The organism is Acinetobacter sp. FDAARGOS_559, assembly GCF_003940475.1.
GTDB classification, from domain to species: domain Bacteria; phylum Pseudomonadota; class Gammaproteobacteria; order Pseudomonadales; family Moraxellaceae; genus Acinetobacter; species Acinetobacter baumannii.
The window spans coordinates 4234515-4255000 of the sequence record NZ_RKJG01000005.1 but is presented as its reverse complement, the minus strand read 5'-3'; the positions used below and the strand labels follow the sequence as shown (position 1 = coordinate 4255000).

The following is a 20486-nucleotide window of genomic DNA, read 5'->3' as shown; positions in this document are numbered from 1 at the left end:
GTGGCAACAGCAACTACTGAAGCTACTTCAAATACAACTACTCCAAACCACCAAAGCCTGCAACAAGTGAAACTGTTAAAAATCCATATGGTCTAGAAGCCCTTTGGCGTGAAGGTGACTTAGTCGCTAAGTCTACCTTATTTATTTTAGTACTCATGTCGATTGGTACTTGGTACATCATCATCTCTAAATTATTACAACAAGGTAAAGTCAAACGCCAAGGTAAAGAAGCTGAAAAACATTTCTGGGAGGCAACTTCGCTTGATAATGCTGCAGAAGGTTTAGAACAAAGTAGCGCGTACCGTTTTATTGCAGAAAAAGGCATTAACTCGACTAATCACACGGCGGCTCACTACTTGAACGCATTGACTTTAATACTTGGGTGAGCATTTCAATACAACGTGCTATCGAAAAAGTACAAACCATTTAGGCGGCGGTCTCGCTTTTTTAGCAACAGTTGGCTCTACAGCACCTTTCGTAGGTCTTTTCGGAACAGTATGGGGAATCTATCACGCTTAACTGCAATCGGGATTTCAGGTCAGGCATCTATTGATAAAGTTGCAGGCCCAGTTGGTGAAGCTCTCATTATGACAGCTATTGGTCTTGCGGTCGCAGTACTGCTGTACTGGGTTACAACTGGTTGACTCGTCGTAATAAAGCAGTGATGGAAAATGTTCGTTCATTTGGTTCAGATTTACATGCAGTTTTATTAAGCGGAGAAATTAATACCAACAATTCAATTAATCGCAGCATTAAATAATCAGGAGCAGACATTATGGGTATGAGTGTGGTTCTGAAGATGATGACGAAATGATTGGAACGATTAACACGACACCTCTCGTAGATGTCATGTTGGTTTTACTTATTATTTTTCTTATTACTATTCCGGTAGTTACGCATACAGTTCCGGTGAAACTACCAGAAGAAAAAATACTCCGTACGCGACCACGCCTGAAAACATCCAACTTTCAGTTAATAAGAAGGCGATATTTTCTGGAACGAGAGTTATGTACCGAATAAAGAAATATTGTTAGCAAAATTACAAGCTGTGGCACAAAAAGACCGCAGCCCGAGGTACATATTCGAGGAGATCAGCTTACCCATTTTGAAGCGATAGATCAGGTCATTAGTACGACCAAACAAGCTGGTATTGGCAAAATTGCCTTTGTTACTACCCCTCCAGCCTCCCCGTAATGATTTAAGGAGAATTTTATGGGTATGAATGTTGGCTCAAATAATGATGACGATGTAATGCTAGAGGTGAACATGACACCGCTTATTGATGTCATGCTGGTACTCATTATTATGTTTATTATTACTATACCTGCACCAAACAATGCGATTAATATTAATTTGCCAAATGGCACACCGCCACCAACAAATGAAAAGCCACTTGAAATCATTGATGTAAGAATTGATGCAGCAGGCAAAGTATTTGGAATAACCAACAGGTTTCTGACCGCAAGGCACTAGAGACTTTATTTCAAGGTGTTGTCGCCAAAAAGATCAAGACCAAATCAAACTTAAACCAGACCAAATGGCTGAATATAAAAATGTAGCGATGGTCATGGCTATGGCGCAGCGTTTAGGTGTAACTAAAATTGGGATTGTGAGTAGCAATTAATATCGCTTTTAACTTTAGTTAATTCCATTTCCTTCAACGCTAACTTGAATTCTCAGTTAGCGTTTTTTTAAAGTATTCCTCAACATTAGACTCAGCAATAGAGTATACATTTGGCGCGACATAGTCCTTTTGATAATCATCTAATGATAATTTTGCGCATAGAAGCCAATTCTCACGATCAAGATTTTTTAAGTTAATCAAACTTGAAATCCTTTATTTATAAATTCACGCCTTATCTATAAGCACAAATATACCAAAAATAAAAAAGCCTCCGAAGAGGCTTTTTATAACAGGTTAAAATTAGTCACCTGTATAACCTTTTAATTTTAAACGAGCCGCATGTAGTAATGGCTCAGTATAACCAGAAGGCTGTTCACAACCTTTAAAGATAAGATCTGAAGCCGCTTGGAAAGCAATACTAGTTTCAAAGTTAGCTGCCATTGGTTTATACAATGGATCATTCGCATTTTGTTCATCAACAATTTTTGCCATGCGTTTAAGCACTTCTTCAACTTGTTCACGAGTCACGATACCGTGACGTAACCAGTTGGCAACATGTTGAGAAGAAATACGTAATGTTGCACGGTCTTCCATTAAGCCCACATTGTTAATATCAGGAACTTTTGAACAACCTACACCTAAGTCAACCCAACGAACAACGTAACCTAAAATACCTTGGCAGTTATTTTCAAGTTCGTTATTAATTTCTTCTGCTGACCAGTTTGTATCAGTTGCAAATGGAGGAGTTAACAAGTCATCTAATGACAACATTTCTTCAGCTTTTAACTGATCTTGACGTGCTTTTACATTTACTTGATGGTAATGCATCGCATGAAGTACAGCACCTGTTGGTGATGGAACCCAAGCACATGAAGCACCAGCATTTGGATGAGCAGCTTTAGTTGCCAACATATCTTTCATGCTATCTGGTTTTGGCCACATGCCTTTACCAATTTGAGCTTTACCTTGTAAACCACATTTCAAACCAATTGCAACGTTACGGTTTTCGTAAGCAGCAATCCATTTTTGTGTTTTAACCGCTTCTTTACGAACAACTGGAGCAGCTTCCATAGAAGTATGAATTTCATCACCAGTACGGTCCATGAACCCAGTGTTAATAAAGATTGTGCGATCTTTAGCAGCAGCAATACAGTTTTTCAAGTTTACAGATGTACGGCGTTCTTCATCCATAATACCGATTTTTAAAGACTTCGCTGGTAATCCTAAGGCTTGCTCAGCACGCTCAAATAACTCAACAGCAAAAGCAACCTCTTCAGGACCATGCATTTTTGGTTTAACAATATACATAGACCCTTTACGAGAGTTTTTATTTTCGTTTTCACTACGGATGTCAGCAATTGACAACAATGGTGTTACCAACGCATCCATAATACCTTCGAAAATTTCTTCACCATCAACTAAAATCGCTGGATTCGTCATTAAATGACCTACGTTACGAAGTAACATAAGTGAACGACCATGTAGTTTGGTTGTGCCACCGATCAAATTTTTAATTTCACGGTCTTTATTCAAAGCGCGAACAATTGTTTTACCATTTTTTTCGATAGATTCTTGAAGAGTACCCTTCATCAAACCTAACCAGTTACGATAACCTTCAACTTTTTCTTCTGCATCAACAGCTGCTACAGAGTCTTCAAGATCCTGAATTGTTGTAACCGCAGCTTCAAGTGTTAGATCTTTAACACCCGCTAAATCAGTTTGGCCAATTGGGCTATTCGCATCAATTTCAATAATGACATGTAGGCCATTACTCAAAAGAACAACCTCTGAAGGGTTCGCTTCTTCACCATTGAAACCCACAAACTGAGCTTCATGAGCTAAGCCAGTTTTAGTACCATCTTTTAAATTCACAACGAGTTTATTCTGCTCGATTGCATATTTAGTTGCATCAGCATGTGAGCCTTGCGCAAGCGGGAAAATTTCATTTAAGAAGTTTTTAGCAAACTCAATAACTTTCGCACCACGTACAGGGTTATATCCTTTTCCTTTTTCTGCACCGCCTTCTTCTGAAATTACATCGAAGCCGTAAAGTGCATCGTACAAAGAACCCCAGCGTGCATTTGCTGCATTTAAGCAATAACGTGCATTACGTACAGGTACTACTAATTGTGGGCCTGCTAACAATGCAATTTCTTCATCTACGTTTTCAGTAGTAATTTGGAAGTCTTCAACTTCTGGTAATAAATAACCAATTTCAGTTAAAAATGCTTTGTAAGCACCTAATTCAAATTTATTGTTGCGGTGCCATTCATCAATTTTTGCTTGTAATTCATCACGCTTAGCCAATAATGCTTTATTCTTTGGACTAAGGTCGACAACAACTTGCTCAAAGTTCTTCCAGTAAGTTTCACTATCTAAACCAGAACCTGGTAAAGCTTCATTTTCGATAAAATCGTAAAGTTCTTTAGCAATCGCTAACTTGCCTTTTTGAATACGTGCAGTCATTGTCTTTCCTGAAGTTGCTACTTTTTATACCAAGAGAATCCTAGTATACCGATTTAAATTAAGCTGAATACTAATATCACATTCCTAAATAGTAAGCATTTTCCCTTGCATAACTATTGACAAAGATAAATTTTTCTATATAGGAAAATATTAAAATTCTAACTAGGATTCCCAACAATTTATTCAATATTTAAAGATACTGAAACTAGACTTTTTGTTAACAGACAAAAAATTTCACTATCTTGTTTTTTTCTAAAGCGTATTTAGTTATATCAAACTTTGCACAATGAAAAAGTACTATTTCGCTAAATTTATCTTTTTTTGTTGTAAAAAAAGCGCTCAATTTAGAGCGCTCTTCATATCTGATTTCTTAAGAAGTTTTAGTCGCATCAATATGTCGATGTTCAGAATGCAAATACTCATCTGACTGCATTTCTAATAAACGTGAACGAGTACGCTCAATTTCAAAAGCCAATTTCTCGCCTTGATAGATATCAATAATACTATCTTGAGAGGTTAAAAGTAGTTTCACTCCACGATCATAAAATTCATCGACTAGATAAATAAAACGACGTGTGCCTTCAGACAGGAAGTCTGTTAAGTGAGGAACATTACTGACTAAAACCGTATTATAAATATTGGCAATTTCAATAAAGTCTGCTGGACTACGCGGCTTTAAGCAAAGTTCAGAAAACTCACACCATAAAACATCTTCCGTATGCCCTAGTGTTTCAACAACACGGTTATTGATCACAATCGGTTCATGAGAATTGGTTTGAGTATGAGTTAAAGCAGTATAACGCTCTGATATCCAGCTTTGAGCTTCATTACCTAATGGTGATTTAAACAATTGAGCCTGTTTTAAAACACGTAAACGGTAATCCACCCCTGCATCTACATTTAAAACGACACAGTTCTTTTTAACCATTTCAATTGTAGGAATAAAACGATCACGGTGAATCCCGTTTTTATATAAACCGTCTGGTGCAATGTTTGAAGTTGCAATGAGTGTTACACCACGAACAAATAACTTTTGGAATAAGTCACTCAAAATCATTGCATCAGTTACGTTCGAGACAAAAAACTCATCGAAACAAATAACGACAGCATCTTTATAAATTTGATCAGCTACGATATCGAGTGGATTACGTTGACCCGAAAGTTTATTTAACTCTTTATGAACATGTTGCATAAAGTGATGAAAATGCATACGTGTTTTACGGCGAAATGGTACAGACTCATAAAATTGGTCCATAAGCCAAGTTTTGCCACGTCCTACACCGCCCCACATATATACACCTTTTGGAGAAGTTTGGCGGCGGAAACGACGGAAAGCTTTTTTAGAAGCCTTATAACGATTTAAAAGTTCTTTCCATACACGATCTAATTCTTGCACTGCCTGTGCTTGTGCCTCATCTGCCATAAACTGGCCTGAAGCCAATGCCTCAGCATAGCGCTCTGCTGGGGAAGACGGAGTAAATGCAGTACTATGAGAAGATTTTAAATTTAACATATCATTTTATTTCAATTTTAACTGAAGAGAGTATAGCGAACATTTTGTCCGACCACATTAGCTTTTAGCATCAAGAGTTACACTCAGTAAAACTCTTTTCCATATTGCCGAGGACTCTGTCCAAACCATCTTTTAAATGCATGATTAAAAGCGGCAGGTTCAGAATAACCAAGTGCTTCTGCAATAACTTCTATTGAATACTCTTTATATTCCATAAGTTTAAGCGCCTTATTCTTAATAATCTGTTCACGAATTTGTTTATAACTCGTATTAAGCTGCTGCAATTGATGCCTTAATGTCCTTTCAGGCATTTTCAAAGCAAAAGCGGTTTCCGCCATGCTCGGGATAATTCCTTGTTGTAGCTCTAAATAATCTTGCACATATTGAATAATAGGCGGTATTTGATGATCTTGTTCATTTAATCTTTCTATTTCTTTGATACATTTAGCCTCATAGATACGATGAGTAATAATATCTGCTGAAGGAATTTTTATTTCCAGCACATTCTTACTTAGGCTAAATGCTGCATGTGTAGAATTAAAATGTAGATCATCTCCATAATATGCGTAATATTGAGCAACGGTATCTGGATCAGAGGGTTTCGGAAATGGTAAATCTATACGCATGTCAGGCATTTTTAAGCCCATCATGGTATAAATATCTTGAATAAACTTATAAGTACCCGAAATTTCGCATTGGGCACGGAGTAAACCGATTTCTGTTTTTAAATCGACCGGTAAATAGTTCAAATAATGTGATTTTCAGTTTCTTGTAAGCTCAAAGTACCAAATAAATGAGTAAGCTTTTGATACTGTATGCCTTTTTCTAAGGCTGTTTGTATATCATGGCTGGTCACAAGTAACATGAGTAAAGGACCATAACCTGCCAATGCGTAATGTTGTCCAATAAATAATCCTTTCTCTGGGTCAACATTCTCACTAATAATTTGCTGTATATCCCATTCCAAACTGTCATGAATTGTTGAGCTTGGGTCCAAGGAATCTACTTTAATACCTATATCTGCCAAACGTGAGTCGACATCAATGCCCGCATTGCGCATTCCTTGAATTAAATAGATTAAACCAAGTGCCGATCGTTTCATTCTTTTATCAATTTCCCTAGACTGAAATGTTTTACTATAAAGAAGTGATAAAATTAATTGCCGAATCTATCAATTTTCACGTCGATACAATCATGTTTAAACTGTTTAAAAAACGTTAGTCTTGCCTGCAATCCTCTTTACCGCATATGCAGGGTTTCCAATGCTAAACGCAAAACAACATGCTATTCAAAAACTAAAATCGCAATTATTGGTGCTGGATTCGGTGGCCTTGCCATGGCTATTCGTCTGTTACAAAGCCAACAATCAGATTTTTTTATTTTAGAAAAATCTAATGATGTCGGTGGAACTTGGCGTGAAAACCGCTATCCAGGAGCTGCGTGTGATGTTCAATCACATATGTACTCTTTGTCTTTTGCACCTAAAACTGACTGGTCAAAACGTTATGCAGAAGCTCCTGAAATTTTCGATTATATCCAAGATATAACCAATCAATATCAAATTAAAAACTACTGTAAGTTTAACCATGAGGTTACTCATGTACAGTATGATGAAGTGCGCCATATATGGACACTAGATTTTGCAAACCAACCTTCTCTCGAAGCACAATTTGTAGTTTTTGCATCAGGTCCACTACATATTCCACAAATCCCTCATATTCAAGGTATTGAAAAGTTCAAGGGTAAAGTTTTTCACTCTTCCCAATGGGAACATGACTACAGTCTAGAAGGTAAATCAGTTGCTTCCATTGGTACTGGTGGTAGTGCAATTCAATATATTCCAGAAATCGCAAAAGACGTTAAGCAATTATATGTATTCCAACGTACAGCAGCTTGGGTTATCCCACGAGATGAGCGTAAATACTCTAATTTGAGCAAAGCTCTATTTAAAAAATCAAACTTCTATCGACAAATTCATCGCAGCCGCCTTTATTGGAGTAATGAATCCCGCGTTGTTCCTATAGTTCAGCCGCAAATCATGAAATATGGACAAAAATTAGCTGAGGCATTTATACGTTTCCAAGTTAAAGATAAAGATTTAGTCAAGAAACTTACACCAGACTTTGTGATGGGCTGTAAACGCATTCTTATTTCAAATAAATACTTCCCTACTTTTAACCGTAAAAATGTTGAATTAGTGACCGAGGGTATTCAAGAAATTAAAGAGAACAGTATTATTACAAAGGATGGAAAAGAAAGACCAATTGACTGTTTAATCTATGGAACTGGTTTTGTTACCGATCCACGTATTTATTTAAAACATTTTACATGTATTGGTCGCAATCAAATTGAATTGAAACAGGCTTGGAAAAACGGTGCAGAAAGTTATTATGGAATTATGACCAAGAATTTTCCTAACCTATTTCAACTGGTCGGGCCAAATACCGTTTTAGGTCATAACTCGATTATATTTATGATTGAGTCACAAGTTAATTATATTTTACAGCTTATTGATCTAGTTGAAAAATCTGGACAGCACGCTATAGAAATTAAACCGGAAGTTCAGGATTCCTTCAATGAAAGAATACAAACACAACTTCAAGGTACTGTATGGCAAGCTGGCGGATGTAGCAGCTGGTATCAAGCTGCCGATGGAAAGAACTTTTCTTTATGGCCAACTTATACATGGAAATATTGGCTAGACACTCGTAAAATTAATCCTAAAGATTATTTGTTATTAAATAAATGCTCACAGAGCTATGCAGCATAATATGTTCAATACATAATAGATAGGTTGATAACAATCTATCTATTATTATATGCAGTCCATTAGTCTCATTATTCAAATTTTTCTTGTATTAGCATTTGGTTATTTTCTAGGTCCTAAACTCTCAATAAATATTCGGCATTTTATTTTTAAAATCCTGCCTTATTTTTCTTATATTTTACTAACCAGTGTAGCTTTAGAACTAACACTCGCCCTTGACCAAATTGATAATCCCTCAACTATACTTCCACCTGCTCTATTAATTGCATTAACCACTTCTCTTGGTTCTTTTTTTACTTGCTTATTCGCTTATACAATTTTTGATAAAGAAAGTGTTAAAGGGAAAATTTCGCTTCAACTTTTTATGAATGCATTAAAAAATATTGCCAAGGCATTTTTAGCTTTAACAATAGGCGTGATTTTAGGCATTCTTCTTACCCAATTACATACCCATATTCCCTTTAATAGTTGGTATTTACTATTACTTTTTATTTTTTTAATCGGAATCGAACTTGCTTTTACTCATTTTAATCGTACATGGTTAAGTTGGAAAATTCTTATTGTACCTTTGGCCGCCTTTATAGGCTCGTGCTTAGCTGGGCTTCTCAACTATTCCTTACTTGGTCATGAGTTTACACTTAATGAAATATTAGCTTTGGGCCAAGGCTATGGTTGGTATTCAATGTCAGGTATTTTATTTACACAGCTACATTCAGCTGAGTTAGGTGGGATTGCCTTGCTCACAGATCTATTTAGAGAGATAGTTGCAATTTTACTCATGTATACAATGGGTTGGCGGTTTCCACGTCCAGCGATTTCAAGTGCTGGCGCTACCTCAATGGATGTAACATTAGCAATGGTAAAACAGTCATGTGGCACACATTATGTACCACATGCCATGATGAGTGGCTTACTCTTAAGTCTACTCGCTCCACTTTTAATTACTGTGTTTTTAAACTTTTAAACAATTGAAGCAAGAATTGATTTCAACATTTCAGTTGGATTTTCTGCTTTAGTAATCGGACGACCAATAACTAAATGTGTAGACCCATCAAGCATTGCCTGTTTCGGAGTTACAATACGTTTTTGGTCATCTGCATTACTACCTTCAGGACGTATTCCCGGAGTAACTAAAGAGAAATCTTGTCCAATTAACTCACGAAGAATTTTAGCTTCTTGAGCAGAACAAACTACACCATCTAAACCACTTTCTTTAGTAAGTTTCGCCAATCTTTTAACTTGTTCTACAGGTTCAATATCTAACCCGATATCTTTTAAATCTTCACGCCCCATAGAAGTTAAAACTGTTACCGCAATTAATTGTGTTTGATAATTACCTGCTTTTAAACGCTCCACACAGGTTTCCATCATTTTACGGCCACCTGATGCATGTACGTTAACCATCCATACACCTAAGTCTGCGGCAGCACATACAGCTTGAGCCGTCGTATTTGGAATATCATGGAATTTTAAATCTAGGAAAACTTCGAAATTTTCTTCTTGAAGTTTTTTTACAACAGATGGGCCTTCATGAGTAAAAAGCTCTTTACCTACTTTTACGCGACATAAAGTAGGATCAAGTTGTTCAACAATTTTTAAAGCGTCATATTGGCTTTTAGCGTCCAACGCAACAATGATACTCAAGAGACTTTCTTCCATCACATAAAATCAGCGCTATTATAATAGACAAGTCAGCCAGTAATAAAGAAATCTATTGAACCAAATTCTTAAATGAGGAAATAGTGATTTTAAACTAGAAGGATAATGAGGAATATAGAAGGGAAAATACTACTCTTTATGACGAGATAAAGAGTAGTACCAAAAATTATAAAGGAGTAGAGTTTTTATCTTGGGGATAAATATCTACAACAGTTTTTTCATGTCTTACATTTGCAGCTGCTTCTGCTGCCGCCAATTGAGCACTTTGAATTTGTTCTTTTCTCAAATGATCAATATCTTTGCGGAGACGTTTAATTTCCCAGCTTTTTTGGAAAACTCGGAAAACTTGTACACCTAATAAAAGCCCAACCACAATTCCAAGCGCTAAGGTAAGCAACAATAATAAACCTAAACGCATTGCAGGAACTTGAGTAAATAATAAATCAACAGGAAGTTCTGTTGGGTTCTGCAAAACAAGTGCTAAAGAATAGCCAAATACAATAATGAGTAATGCAATTAGAATATAACGCATAGGCACCCCACTTATGAGTTTTATTTATTTTCCAGATTCATTCACTGCATCACGGAGTGCTTTACCTGGTTTAAAATGTGGAACAGCCTTCGCTGCAACATCTACTGACTTACCTGTTTTAGGGTTACGACCAACTCTAGGTTCACGGTGGTGTAATGCAAAGCTACCAAAACCACGGATTTCAATACGATTGTCAGACGAAAGAGCTTCGATCATTTGGTCAATCATAATCTTAACCGCTTCTTCCACCAATGGTTCAGCCAAGTGTGGATTTTTTAGCGCAATGCGTTCAATCAAATCAGACTTATTAAGAGCTTCAGTAGTCATCTACGACCTCGTTATTTATTACTACTCTAAGTCGTTTGATAATAACCTGTTTAAATACAAAACGGTAGCGCAGTATGTTGAATACTACGCTACCGTTTACAGTAATTTGTATAAAAAGTACAATTTCGTTACATGAAACTGTACTTTGTTAACTTATTACTTCATTTGTGCTTTGATCAAGTCACCAATAGTCTTAGGACCATTGTCTTGAGAAGCTGATGCTGTACGCAAGTTAGCAACTGCTTCTTTCTCTTCAGCTTCGTCTTTCGCTTTGATAGACAAGTTGATAGAGCGAGATTTACGGTCAACGTTGATGATTTTCGCTTCAACTTCTTGACCAACTTCTAAGAATTTAGTTGCGTCTTCAACGCGGTCACGGTTGATTTCAGAAGCTTTAAGAGTAGCTTCTACTTCGTCAGCTAACTTAACAGTTGCGCCACGAGCATCAACTGCAGTTACAGTACCTTTAACTAAAGCACCACGTTCGTTAGCAGCTAAGAAATCATTGAACGGATCGCTGTTCAATTGCTTGATACCAAGGCTGATACGGTTACCTTCAGCGTCTACAGACAAGATAACTGCTTCAACAGTGTCACCTTTCTTGTAACGACGGATAGCTTCTTCGCCTTGTTCGTTCCAAGAAATATCAGACAAGTGAACTAGACCGTCGATACCGCCATTTAAACCAATGAAGATACCAAAGTCAGTGATAGACTTGATTGTACCTGAAACTTTTTCGCCTTTCTCATGAGACTTAGCAAACTCTTCCCATGGGTTAGCACGAGTTTGTTTGATACCAAGGCTGATACGACGACGTTCTTCGTCAACTTCAAGAACCATAACATCAACTTCGTCACCGATCTGAACAACTTTAGATGGGTGGATGTTTTTGTTAGTGTGGTCCATTTCAGAAACGTGTACTAAACCTTCAACGCCTTCAGCGATTTCAGCGAAACAGCCGTAGTCAGTTAAGTTAGTAACACGTGCTTTAACGATAGAACCTTTAGGGTAACGGCTCATGATCGCTAACCATGGATCTTCGCCTAATTGTTTAAGACCTAAAGATACGCGGTTACGTTCACGGTCAAACTTAAGTACTTTAACAGTAACTTCTTGACCAACTTCAACAACTTCTGAAGGGTGCTTGATACGCTTCCAAGCCATATCTGTGATATGAAGAAGACCATCAATACCGCCAAGATCAACGAATGCACCGTAATCAGTAAGATTTTTGATAGTACCTGTAACTGTTTGACCTTCTTCAAGTTGAGCAAGTAATGCTTCACGGTCAGCAGAAGATTCAGCTTCCATAACAGCACGACGAGATACAACAACGTTGTTACGTTTAGCATCAAGCTTGATTACTTTAAACTCTAACTCTTTACCTTCAAGGTGAGTTGTGTCACGGATAGGACGAGTGTCAACTAATGAGCCTGGTAAGAACGCACGAACAGGACCGATGTCAACAGTGAAACCGCCTTTAACTTTACCAGAGATAACACCAGTAACGATTTCGCCATCTTCAAAGATTTTTTCAAGTTTAGTCCAAGTTTCAGCACGTTTAGCTTTTTCACGTGATAAAACTGTTTGACCCATACCGTTGTCAAGAGCTTCAACAACTACGTCAACAGTATCGCCAACCTGAACTTCAAGTTCACGTTGTTCATTTAAAAATTCAGCACGGTCAACAATGCCTTCAGATTTAAGGCCAGTGTCAACAGTAACCCAGTCACTATCGATGTTTACAACAACACCTTGGATGACTGCACCCTTTTCAACGTTGAGGTTTAATTCACTTTCTTCAAAGAGGGCTGCAAAAGATTCGGTCATGATATACCTGATAAAGTCAGCGGTCTTGGATCAGACAAGGCCGGTTTAGTTAAGTATCAACATAGTCTTTATAGACTGATCAAGCTATGCGTCAACTGATAATCTTAGTTGCTAACAGTACGGCTATTGACGTAATCAACCATCAACTTAAATACTTGATCGATCGTTAATTCCGAACTATCAATAATATAAGCATCTGCGGCTGGCTTGAGAGGAGCTACTTCTCGCTCCATGTCTCTTTTGTCACGCGCTTGTATATTAGCTAAAATGTCGTTTATTTTAGCATCTAGCCCCATACCCTGCAACTGTTTTACTCTTCGCTCAGCACGCGACTCAGCTGAAGCAGTCAAATAAATTTTAGCATTAGCTTCCGGGAAAATTGATGTTGCCATATCTCGGCCATCTGCAACTAATCCCGGAGTTTGTGCAAATGCTCTTTGGCGCTCAAAGAGTGCTTGTCTGAGCTCTGGTATTGCTGCAACTTTAGATGCGTATTCTCCAACACGCTCTGTACGGATAGTTTGGGTTACATCTTCCCCATCGAGGAAAACTAATGTTCCCTCTGCCGAGGTTTCAAACTTAATATTAAGCTGACGAGCATAGTTAACACACTCATCTAAATGGCTATCTAATTTTTCCAATAAATCATGTTTATGTAATGACAACCCTAACAAACGATATAAGGCACCCGAATCAAGTAAATGAAATTGATAATACGCAGCAAGTTTCGCCGCTAATGTTCCTTTACCCGAACCACTCGGACCATCAATAGTAATAATTTGAACTGTCATTGAACTCTCACGAAGAAGCAAATGCTTTAGCTAATCTCGAAAAGCCTAGTGTAATCGCTAGTTTTAGCTGTGCAAGAATTAATTTACTTACAACAGGAGCTTTTGCGGTTAATTCGATACGATACGTAACCAAAGTAATATAAGGAGTAATTTCTGAGAACTCGATTCGACCTAAATGGTGTTTCACTAGAGGATTATCAATCAGTTTATATTCAATACGTTTGTTTTCTTCGAGATGCGTGATTTCTTCTTTAAGTGGTTTAATCACGCCAAACCCCATACGACGAACAGAACCCACTCCATCAGGTCTTTCAGGATCTGCCGAATCTTTAACACGCACAACTTGTAGTGGAGCAAACGCAGTGTTGTAAGCTGCATGTTTAGAAAGCAGGTTAAAGACATCACTAAGAGGAGCATTAAATTCTTTTTGTATAGTAATTACATTACGCATGAAAGTTCCTTATTTAAATAAATCATGTCAATGAAACGGCGTTAGTGTGCCATAACCTCATGACATTTTTTAATCATTTAAGGACGTTTTTTGTTGTTTCTCTTGTTTCTTTTGTTCACGTCTTTGCTTAAAAAAAAGACTTAACTGTTGAGCACATTTTTCATGTAAACATCCATGCTCAAAAGTAAATTTATGGTTGTAATAACCATTTTCTAATAATTGACGTGCACTCACGAGTGAGCCAGCTTTAGGTTCTGTTGTTCCAAATACGACATGTTTAATTCTTGCATGTACTAATGCTCCCACACACATTGTGCACGGCTCAAGCGTAACATATAAAGTCGCATCTTCAGGTAAACGATAATTTTTCAATGACTCACAAGCCGCACGAATAGCTTGAATTTCTGCATGAGCTGTAGGATCAGATAAACCAATTGGAGCATTAAAACCAGCTCCAATTAACTTATTTTGACTCACGATTACAGCTCCTACAGGAATTTCCCCCTGCTCGGCTGCTAATTCAGCTTGCTCGTAAGCAAGCTGCATCCAATACTCATCACTAAATTTAGACATTATTGATTATGACACTACACCATATTGTCTAAGTAAGGCATTCCAGCTATCAATCGTCGTGATCGGTGGATCATCGGCCAAAATACCTCGTAATGTAAGATCTTCACATGCTTTCCATTCAGGTGATAAATCTTTATCAACTAAGCGTGCGCGAACACCTTCCACAAAGTCAGGATGGCGAATTTTCCATTCAGAGATTTGCGCTTCTAAATCAAAAACTTCATCCCAAGAATGAACTTGTTTACCCCATTGCCATAACAACCAAGTAATTGCTGCTGTACTAGGCGAGCCCTTTTGTAAGTTTTCACTCGCTTGACGCAACCAGTCACTGCTTGCATCTCGCAAGCTGACGATCGCTTGATAGTCTTGTTCAAAGCTTGAACCACGGCAAACACTATGTATAACGTCTAACGAATTTTGTAATGGCCCTGCGGCAACCGGGCGATGTAAACTATTTAAAGTATCATCGATCGCACGGAAATCACCTGCCGGATAGTGAGCCCAATTAATATTGAGTACTTTCTGTAGAACATTATCACGTTGTGCTTCACAAATATGCGTCGCCCAACCAATGCTATATGCCCCAGCAGCCGTCATAATAGAACCTGTCAAACCAGTAAATAAACCAATTTGCCCACGGTCAGCAAGGAAACGGCTTGCTCCAACATCAGGGTATAAACCAATATTAATTTCAGGCATAGCCAAACGTGAATATGGTGTAACCAAACGGAAAGGTGCAGCCATAAACAAGCCTAAACCACCACCCATTACATAGCCTTCGCCCCAAACAACAACCGGTTTAGCATAGTTATGTAACAATAAATCCAAAGCATATTCTTGCTGGAAAAATTTATTTGCGGTTTCTACTTCCTGATTAATTACCAGCTGACGTAATTTGCGTACATCTCCACCCGCACAAAATGCTTTTGGTGTAGTCGAGTCCAACCAAATTGCTTTTACTTGCTCATCATCACGGAAGTCTTCAAATACTCGTAATAGAGCCGTTACGATTGATTCATCTAAAGCGTGTAATGATTTAGGTCGATTCAAACGTACAATACGCCAACCATTTTTCGCTTCTTCAACTACCAAATCCGGATGATAGCTATTTACATTGGGAGAGTTCATCATGCGTCCAATTGCCAGTCTATGGGCTCAATGCCATGTTGTTTCAAATATTGATTTGTTTTGGAAAACACTTTACATCCAAAGAAACCACCACGATTAGCCGCAAGTGGCGATGGATGTGCAGCAGTTAAAACCAAGTGTTTTTCTCTATTTATACGTTGTCCTTTACGTTGTGCATAAGCACCCCATAAAATAAAAACAATGTGTTCACGTTGTTCATTTAAAACATCAATTACTGCGTCAGTAAACTCTTCCCAACCTTGTTTTTGATGTGATGTGGGTTGCCCTGCTTCTACAGTAAGTACACTGTTTAATAAAAGTACGCCTTGCTCAGCCCATTTGGTTAAATCACCATGACGAGAAACCGGCACCCCTAAATCTGTATGTAGTTCATGAAAAATATTACGTAAAGATGGTGGTAATGCAACCCCTCTTTGAACCGAGAAACTTAAGCCATTTGCCTGATTTGGACCATGATATGGATCTTGCCCTAATATAACGACTTTCACATGATCTAACGGCGTAATATTTAAAGCATTAAATATTTGTTTACTTGGTGGATATATGGTTTTTTGAGCCTGTTTTTGTTGAAACAAAAAGTCTCTTAAACTATCCATATAAGGACTCAGTAAAAATGGAGTTAATGATCTTTTCCAGCTTTCTTCTAATTGAACTTTACTGAGTTTGTCTTGCTGTTGCTCAGTTAATTGCATTAATGTCATCCTAGATCAATTTTCATTTCGACAAACAAAAGGAAGTTAACTTACACTTCTACTTGTAAGTTAACATGCGGATTATGAAACTTAATCCCTTGTTTTAAATTTTCATACATATTTGGATCAGCCCATTCGGATTGGACTTGTTCTGAAAAAATAATTCCCTCAAGGTTTAACAGCCCCATTTGTTCATTTTGAATATCTTCAAGAAAACTTTGGGCATAACCTGTATCGGTTTCATGAACAATCACTGAATAGACTTCAACATCACCTTCCCCATTTTGGGTAACAGTAGATTGTAATACTTGCTGAGCTAAAAAGAAGAAGATTCGAGAAAATTGCTCAGCAGATGGCGAAACTGGTAAAGAGATCCAACGCGCGCTAAAAGTCTTACAAGCATCAATATATTGAGGATCATCTTTTTCCCAGAAACAAATCGCATGATCAAAGCTATCGAAAAGGTCCTTAATTACGCCTTTTAACAGCCCAAAATCATATACCATTTGTCCATGATCTAATTTCGAAGCTTTAAGTAATAACTCGACTTTATAACTATGCCCATGAATGGATCGCTTACAACGATCCGATGTACAGTTACGTACAACGTGTGCATTTTCAAACTTAAATAACTTACGAATTAACATGTGCCAAATCGATCATTCCTTCTAAGAACATTATTATAAAGCAAAAGATAAAAACTTCGCACCACTTTTCAAATAGAAACAATTAGCAAAAAGTATGATAAGAGATGTGAAGAAATTTTGAAGATATTGATTTTTACTTTAAATACTGCCTATACAGAAGTATAACCTCATCCCTTTTATTAATAAGTTTCAAGTATTACAGACTCAGAAAAAATATCAATAAATTTATTTAGTTAAATGGAGTCATGCTTCTTGAATAAACATATACTTGCTTATCTTTTCTCATTAAAGCACTAGTAAACTGTCGCTTCCTATTATTTAGAACAACTTCAATCTGAGCTTGAAAGAAGCTGGATTTAACATCAATAAGACTATTTACTTGATTTTTCTTTTGACTATCAACCGCTGAAAAAGCATTCAATTGCCACAATTCATCTACATTTTGGAAGAACTTTAAATTTTGTTGGCGTGTTTGCAATTCTTTTTCGATAGCCCCTATATCTAATTTTTCATCCATACTAGCTAAAACCAATGGTGAAGCAGTATTAATATTTAACTTCGAATTTTCTGGTAAAGCAGAAATATATGGAGCAATTAGATCAAATTTTTTTCCATCAAAGCCTCTCACTAACTTTAACTCTTCAATACGATGGAATTTAGTATTCGCAGCCATGTAACCTGGATCCAAACCTTCATAATAACTACTTTCTGCCCCCATTGGCCCAGTTGGCTCATCATTTGGATCTTGCCAATCAATCACAGCTTGGCTTAATTCGGCTGGTAATCCCACACGTACCAGTAAACGTTCAAACCAACTTTTAGCATCTTCATTTACAATGCCTTCCCCATTAGTTAGATTATTTAAATTAAATTTACCAGACTCATCAAGCAAACGTCCGGATACCAAACCATCTTCAATAGGAAACGGAGGCATAGGTTGTGCCCATGTCTCTTTTAAATGATCTACTCCACCTGCATTATTTGTATCTTGAATTAATAATTCTGAAAAAAAGGCTTCTGCACTTTTTGCATAAAGCAAAGATTGATTTTGGCGCATCAAGTAGGCTGTATTTTCCATAGTATTATTTTGATGCTTGGCAATAGAAGCCGCTAAAATTGTAGCCAAGGCAACCATAATAAGTATTGTCAGTAAAGCGACACCCTGTTGGTGTTTGTAACTAACGGCCATTATGAATTACCTTCCTGTGAAAGCGATAAGTCACCCTGATTTAAGCTATAAATCCATTCATAATTTACACCAGCGACTGTAAGTTGGATTTTTATCCCTTTCGGTAATTTTTTTAACTCATTAGGTTTCGTTGGATCAATATTAACCTCGGGCCATTTTGTGACTTCTTGCGGAGTCAAAACCATAATCTGATATTGGTCGACTTGACTTAACAAAGTACTCGATAAAGGTTGCTCTCTGTTCGAAGTATTTAAATTTGTATATTTAAGACGATATAGTTTTTTTTGATCTGCATCATAACGATATTCAATTCGTTCAAATGGTGATAAGCCTTGTTTTAAAGGATCTGTTACCCCAGCTTTACTAAAACGTAGAATTTGATTATCTATTTCTAAAGCTGGATGAAGTTGCCCACCTTGGTTGGCGGATAAAGGGATAATCTGCAAAGTATCACGAAGAATTTGTTGATAAGCATCTTGTAATTCAAATAAATGCACTTCATGTTCGGCATTACGATCACGAACTTTGAGCAAGTAATCGAAAATTTTCCACCCCAATAAAGATAAAACCGCAAAGATAGCGATCGCGACTAACAATTCAACCAAAGTAAATCCTGAGGCGCGAGTTAATCGAGCACTGCTCGATCGTGCTGCAAGGCGAGCAGCAAAGCTTCGGATGTGAATATATTTATTTTTTATCATTATTTTGCTTTCACTGGATAATTAAAAAAGACTATATGTGTAATGCCATTTTGTACTTTTCCCTTATCCGGATCATACAAACTCACTTGTAAATCAATTTTTTGAACATTCGGGCTAATAGTAGATTGAGCTGACTTATCAATTTGCCAAGTTTCACCTTGGGAAGTTACTTGCTTACTCTGGGTTCCTTGCAACCATTCTTGATTAATCTCCATCATAGCAACTTCATTCATTGCTACAAACTGAGCTTTGGTTCGCAAAATTGCATTTGAAGTGGACTGCGTGTACTGCATTGCCACTTTAGTTAAAGCGACAGCTGCGACTGCAAAGATTGCCAAAGCAACCATAACTTCTAAGAGGGTAAAGCCTTTAGATTTCATTTATTTTACCCAAGTGATCTATTTGTATTTCTGAACCAATCGGTTTTTGTTCTAAATAAAATTGTATTTTAACGGTTTTAGCTTCTCCATTGCCAAACCAGATGAGTTGAGGCGTTTGTCCTCCAATCAAATCTGTATTTTTAGCTTTAGAATAATTCTGGTCATCCAAGGGTTGTACTGAAAAAGACACATGGGCAGGAAGTTGCCGTGTTTTAAACTCAGTATATTTCTGCCAACGGTTTTTTATATCTTGTACTTGTAAAGTGCTTTGATCGTGATATTCATAAAGTTCATAAGAAAATGGTGAGACATCTGTCTCACCATGAGTTTCTAAAGCCAATACACGTGATTGATCGATCGATTCTTTATTAATTTTCTGCAAATCGAGTAAAAATAACTCTCTCGCCTGCATTGCTTTTTTTTGGTCGACACCACCTATATTTAATACAACTAGAGAAGTCATAATTGTCATAATCACAATGACTACCATCACTTCTATGAGGGTAAAGCCTTTTTGTGATTGAAGTGGTAGATTCGATTTCATATCGACCTATTAAGCGTACTGCTCAACTGCTTGTTTGGGTAAGGCTAATGCCTGATCAATATAGGCTACTCGTAAAGTATCTCTTGAACCCAAATAACGTTGATAAAAGCTTGAATTCAGAATTGCAGCAGCTCCATGAGTGAGTGACCAGATTGAAGCTAAGTAATCTCGTGTAGTCATATGACTCTGGATTGACTCTAAATAGTGATCAGTCATACGAATAATAATACGTAAGCGTTGCTTTCTCACTTGGTAGAGTTCATTAAAAAGATGGTGCACACCTTGGGCAGTAATTGAAAGCTTTTCTTCAATTTGGTGAAACAGCACTGTTCTTTCCGGATGGTGCAAATGATGCAACATAAAGAAAGCTAAATGTTCTGGAAAAGCCTTTTCAGTATCTTGAACCATTTCCAGTAACATGCGCTCATTACGAATAATTAATAGCATGTACAATTCATCTTTACTTTGAAAGTGCTTGTACAAAGTACCTTTTGCCAAATCAAGCTCAGCAGCCAGCACATCAAGTGTCATTCCGGCTTCGCCATTTTCTAACAACAACTGTTCCGCAACTTGAAATATTAATGCTTCTCTTGCTCGGAACTGAGCTTGACGGTCCATCTTCACGCAATTACTCTCTTTATATAGTTTCTA

Annotated in this window: 18 protein-coding genes and 6 pseudogenes (1 of these 24 only partly in view); 5 read left to right on the top strand and 19 right to left on the bottom strand. The window is 37.3% G+C overall.

Going from position 1 to position 20486, the window contains the following annotated elements; genetic code table 11:
- The 3 pseudogenes from EGS71_RS22110 to EGS71_RS22100 form a co-directional block, all read left to right on the top strand.
- Positions 1–760 (top strand): annotated as a pseudogene (locus tag EGS71_RS22110) (MotA/TolQ/ExbB proton channel family protein) (it extends 114 nt beyond the left edge of the window).
- Positions 761–810: 50 nt separating this feature from the next.
- Positions 811–1167 (top strand): annotated as a pseudogene (locus EGS71_RS22105) (ExbD/TolR family protein); the annotation flags it as partial.
- 45 nt (positions 1168–1212) lie between these two features.
- Positions 1213–1624 (top strand): annotated as a pseudogene (locus EGS71_RS22100) (ExbD/TolR family protein).
- A 69-nt stretch (positions 1625–1693) separates the two neighbouring features.
- Here EGS71_RS22100 and EGS71_RS22095 read toward each other — a convergent pair.
- The 4 genes and pseudogenes from EGS71_RS22095 to EGS71_RS22080 all read right to left on the bottom strand — a co-directional run.
- A pseudogene (locus tag EGS71_RS22095) lies at positions 1694–1825 on the bottom strand (GNAT family N-acetyltransferase); the annotation flags it as partial.
- A gap of 99 nt (positions 1826–1924) precedes the next feature.
- Positions 1925–4090, bottom strand: a complete 2166-nt coding sequence (locus EGS71_RS22090) for a malate synthase G (protein WP_000126958.1) — start codon at positions 4088–4090, stop codon at positions 1925–1927.
- Between the two features lie 370 nt (positions 4091–4460).
- Positions 4461–5603, bottom strand: a complete 1143-nt coding sequence (gene zapE, locus EGS71_RS22085) for a cell division protein ZapE (RefSeq protein ID WP_000933387.1) — start codon at positions 5601–5603, stop codon at positions 4461–4463.
- 83 nt (positions 5604–5686) lie between these two features.
- Positions 5687–6705, bottom strand: a pseudogene (locus tag EGS71_RS22080) (helix-turn-helix domain-containing protein).
- Between the two features lie 121 nt (positions 6706–6826).
- On the opposite strand from EGS71_RS22080, the pseudogene EGS71_RS22075 reads away from it, so the two are divergent.
- Positions 6827–8373: pseudogene (locus EGS71_RS22075) on the top strand (flavin-containing monooxygenase).
- Positions 8374–8422: 49 nt separating this feature from the next.
- On the top strand, positions 8423–9334 hold the full coding sequence (locus EGS71_RS22070) for a lysine exporter LysO family protein (RefSeq protein WP_001190737.1): 912 nt from the start codon (positions 8423–8425) through the stop codon (positions 9332–9334).
- Here the strand turns inward: EGS71_RS22070 and pyrF are convergent.
- From pyrF to EGS71_RS21995, 15 genes are all read right to left on the bottom strand, one after another.
- The gene (gene pyrF, locus EGS71_RS22065) at positions 9331–10029 is read right to left on the bottom strand and encodes an orotidine-5'-phosphate decarboxylase (RefSeq protein ID WP_000392929.1); all 699 of its coding nucleotides are present in this window, start codon (positions 10027–10029) and stop codon (positions 9331–9333) included. The genes EGS71_RS22070 and pyrF overlap by 4 nt on opposite strands.
- A 166-nt stretch (positions 10030–10195) precedes the next feature.
- Positions 10196–10561: a lipopolysaccharide assembly protein LapA domain-containing protein gene (locus EGS71_RS22060; protein ID WP_001269278.1), complete on the bottom strand. Its 366-nt coding sequence runs from the start codon at positions 10559–10561 to the stop codon at positions 10196–10198.
- A 24-nt stretch (positions 10562–10585) separates the two neighbouring features.
- Entirely contained in the window at positions 10586–10888 is a 303-nt protein-coding gene (locus tag EGS71_RS22055) for an integration host factor subunit beta (RefSeq protein WP_000205997.1), read from the bottom strand.
- Between the two features lie 156 nt (positions 10889–11044).
- The gene (gene rpsA, locus EGS71_RS22050; protein ID WP_000140309.1) at positions 11045–12718 is read right to left on the bottom strand and encodes a 30S ribosomal protein S1; all 1674 of its coding nucleotides are present in this window, start codon (positions 12716–12718) and stop codon (positions 11045–11047) included.
- Between the two features lie 104 nt (positions 12719–12822).
- Positions 12823–13509, bottom strand: a complete 687-nt coding sequence (cmk, locus tag EGS71_RS22045; RefSeq protein ID WP_000218018.1) for a (d)CMP kinase — start codon at positions 13507–13509, stop codon at positions 12823–12825.
- 7 nt (positions 13510–13516) lie between these two features.
- Positions 13517–13960, bottom strand: coding sequence for an SRPBCC family protein (locus EGS71_RS22040; RefSeq protein ID WP_001246675.1), 444 nt, complete (start codon positions 13958–13960; stop codon positions 13517–13519).
- A gap of 69 nt (positions 13961–14029) precedes the next feature.
- Positions 14030–14533 (bottom strand): tRNA adenosine(34) deaminase TadA, encoded by a 504-nt coding sequence (tadA, locus tag EGS71_RS22035; RefSeq protein ID WP_000033177.1) that lies wholly within the window; start codon positions 14531–14533, stop codon positions 14030–14032.
- Positions 14534–14539: 6 nt separating this feature from the next.
- Entirely contained in the window at positions 14540–15664 is a 1125-nt protein-coding gene (locus EGS71_RS22030) for an enoyl-CoA hydratase/isomerase family protein (protein ID WP_001983908.1), read from the bottom strand.
- Positions 15661–16374, bottom strand: coding sequence for a uracil-DNA glycosylase (gene ung, locus EGS71_RS22025; protein WP_001177528.1), 714 nt, complete (start codon positions 16372–16374; stop codon positions 15661–15663). Before ung ends, EGS71_RS22030 begins: the two co-directional genes overlap by 4 nt.
- A 50-nt stretch (positions 16375–16424) precedes the next feature.
- The gene (locus EGS71_RS22020; protein WP_000908450.1) at positions 16425–17021 is read right to left on the bottom strand and encodes a 6-pyruvoyl trahydropterin synthase family protein; all 597 of its coding nucleotides are present in this window, start codon (positions 17019–17021) and stop codon (positions 16425–16427) included.
- Positions 17022–17250: 229 nt separating this feature from the next.
- Positions 17251–18210 (bottom strand): type II secretion system minor pseudopilin GspK, encoded by a 960-nt coding sequence (gspK, locus tag EGS71_RS22015; protein ID WP_000301481.1) that lies wholly within the window; start codon positions 18208–18210, stop codon positions 17251–17253.
- Positions 18210–18911: a type II secretion system minor pseudopilin GspJ gene (gspJ, locus tag EGS71_RS22010; protein ID WP_000594572.1), complete on the bottom strand. Its 702-nt coding sequence runs from the start codon at positions 18909–18911 to the stop codon at positions 18210–18212. The genes gspK and gspJ overlap by 1 nt, the downstream gene beginning before the upstream one ends.
- The gene (gene gspI, locus EGS71_RS22005; RefSeq protein WP_000836910.1) at positions 18911–19291 is read right to left on the bottom strand and encodes a type II secretion system minor pseudopilin GspI; all 381 of its coding nucleotides are present in this window, start codon (positions 19289–19291) and stop codon (positions 18911–18913) included. Before gspI ends, gspJ begins: the two co-directional genes overlap by 1 nt.
- On the bottom strand, positions 19281–19835 hold the full coding sequence (locus EGS71_RS22000; RefSeq protein WP_000841379.1) for a type II secretion system protein: 555 nt from the start codon (positions 19833–19835) through the stop codon (positions 19281–19283). The genes gspI and EGS71_RS22000 overlap by 11 nt, the downstream gene beginning before the upstream one ends.
- A gap of 9 nt (positions 19836–19844) precedes the next feature.
- Positions 19845–20453, bottom strand: a complete 609-nt coding sequence (locus tag EGS71_RS21995) for a TetR/AcrR family transcriptional regulator (protein WP_000375838.1) — start codon at positions 20451–20453, stop codon at positions 19845–19847.
- Between the last annotated feature and the right edge of the window lie 33 nt (positions 20454–20486).

Coding starts and splice junctions, on each gene's coding strand:
- EGS71_RS22090 (WP_000126958.1), bottom strand. CDS start 4,090: ATGACTGCACGTATTCAAAAAGGCAAGTTAGCGATTGCTAAAGAACTT.
- zapE (WP_000933387.1), bottom strand. CDS start 5,603: ATGTTAAATTTAAAATCTTCTCATAGTACTGCATTTACTCCGTCTTCC.
- EGS71_RS22070 (WP_001190737.1), top strand. CDS start 8,423: ATGCAGTCCATTAGTCTCATTATTCAAATTTTTCTTGTATTAGCATTT.
- pyrF (WP_000392929.1), bottom strand. CDS start 10,029: ATGGAAGAAAGTCTCTTGAGTATCATTGTTGCGTTGGACGCTAAAAGC.
- EGS71_RS22060 (WP_001269278.1), bottom strand. CDS start 10,561: ATGCGTTATATTCTAATTGCATTACTCATTATTGTATTTGGCTATTCT.
- EGS71_RS22055 (WP_000205997.1), bottom strand. CDS start 10,888: ATGACTACTGAAGCTCTTAATAAGTCTGATTTGATTGAACGCATTGCG.
- rpsA (WP_000140309.1), bottom strand. CDS start 12,718: ATGACCGAATCTTTTGCAGCCCTCTTTGAAGAAAGTGAATTAAACCTC.
- cmk (WP_000218018.1), bottom strand. CDS start 13,509: ATGACAGTTCAAATTATTACTATTGATGGTCCGAGTGGTTCGGGTAAA.
- EGS71_RS22040 (WP_001246675.1), bottom strand. CDS start 13,960: ATGCGTAATGTAATTACTATACAAAAAGAATTTAATGCTCCTCTTAGT.
- tadA (WP_000033177.1), bottom strand. CDS start 14,533: ATGTCTAAATTTAGTGATGAGTATTGGATGCAGCTTGCTTACGAGCAA.
- EGS71_RS22030 (WP_001983908.1), bottom strand. CDS start 15,664: ATGATGAACTCTCCCAATGTAAATAGCTATCATCCGGATTTGGTAGTT.
- ung (WP_001177528.1), bottom strand. CDS start 16,374: ATGCAATTAACTGAGCAACAGCAAGACAAACTCAGTAAAGTTCAATTA.
- EGS71_RS22020 (WP_000908450.1), bottom strand. CDS start 17,021: ATGTTAATTCGTAAGTTATTTAAGTTTGAAAATGCACACGTTGTACGT.
- gspK (WP_000301481.1), bottom strand. CDS start 18,210: ATGGCCGTTAGTTACAAACACCAACAGGGTGTCGCTTTACTGACAATA.
- gspJ (WP_000594572.1), bottom strand. CDS start 18,911: ATGATAAAAAATAAATATATTCACATCCGAAGCTTTGCTGCTCGCCTT.
- gspI (WP_000836910.1), bottom strand. CDS start 19,291: ATGAAATCTAAAGGCTTTACCCTCTTAGAAGTTATGGTTGCTTTGGCA.
- EGS71_RS22000 (WP_000841379.1), bottom strand. CDS start 19,835: ATGAAATCGAATCTACCACTTCAATCACAAAAAGGCTTTACCCTCATA.
- EGS71_RS21995 (WP_000375838.1), bottom strand. CDS start 20,453: ATGGACCGTCAAGCTCAGTTCCGAGCAAGAGAAGCATTAATATTTCAA.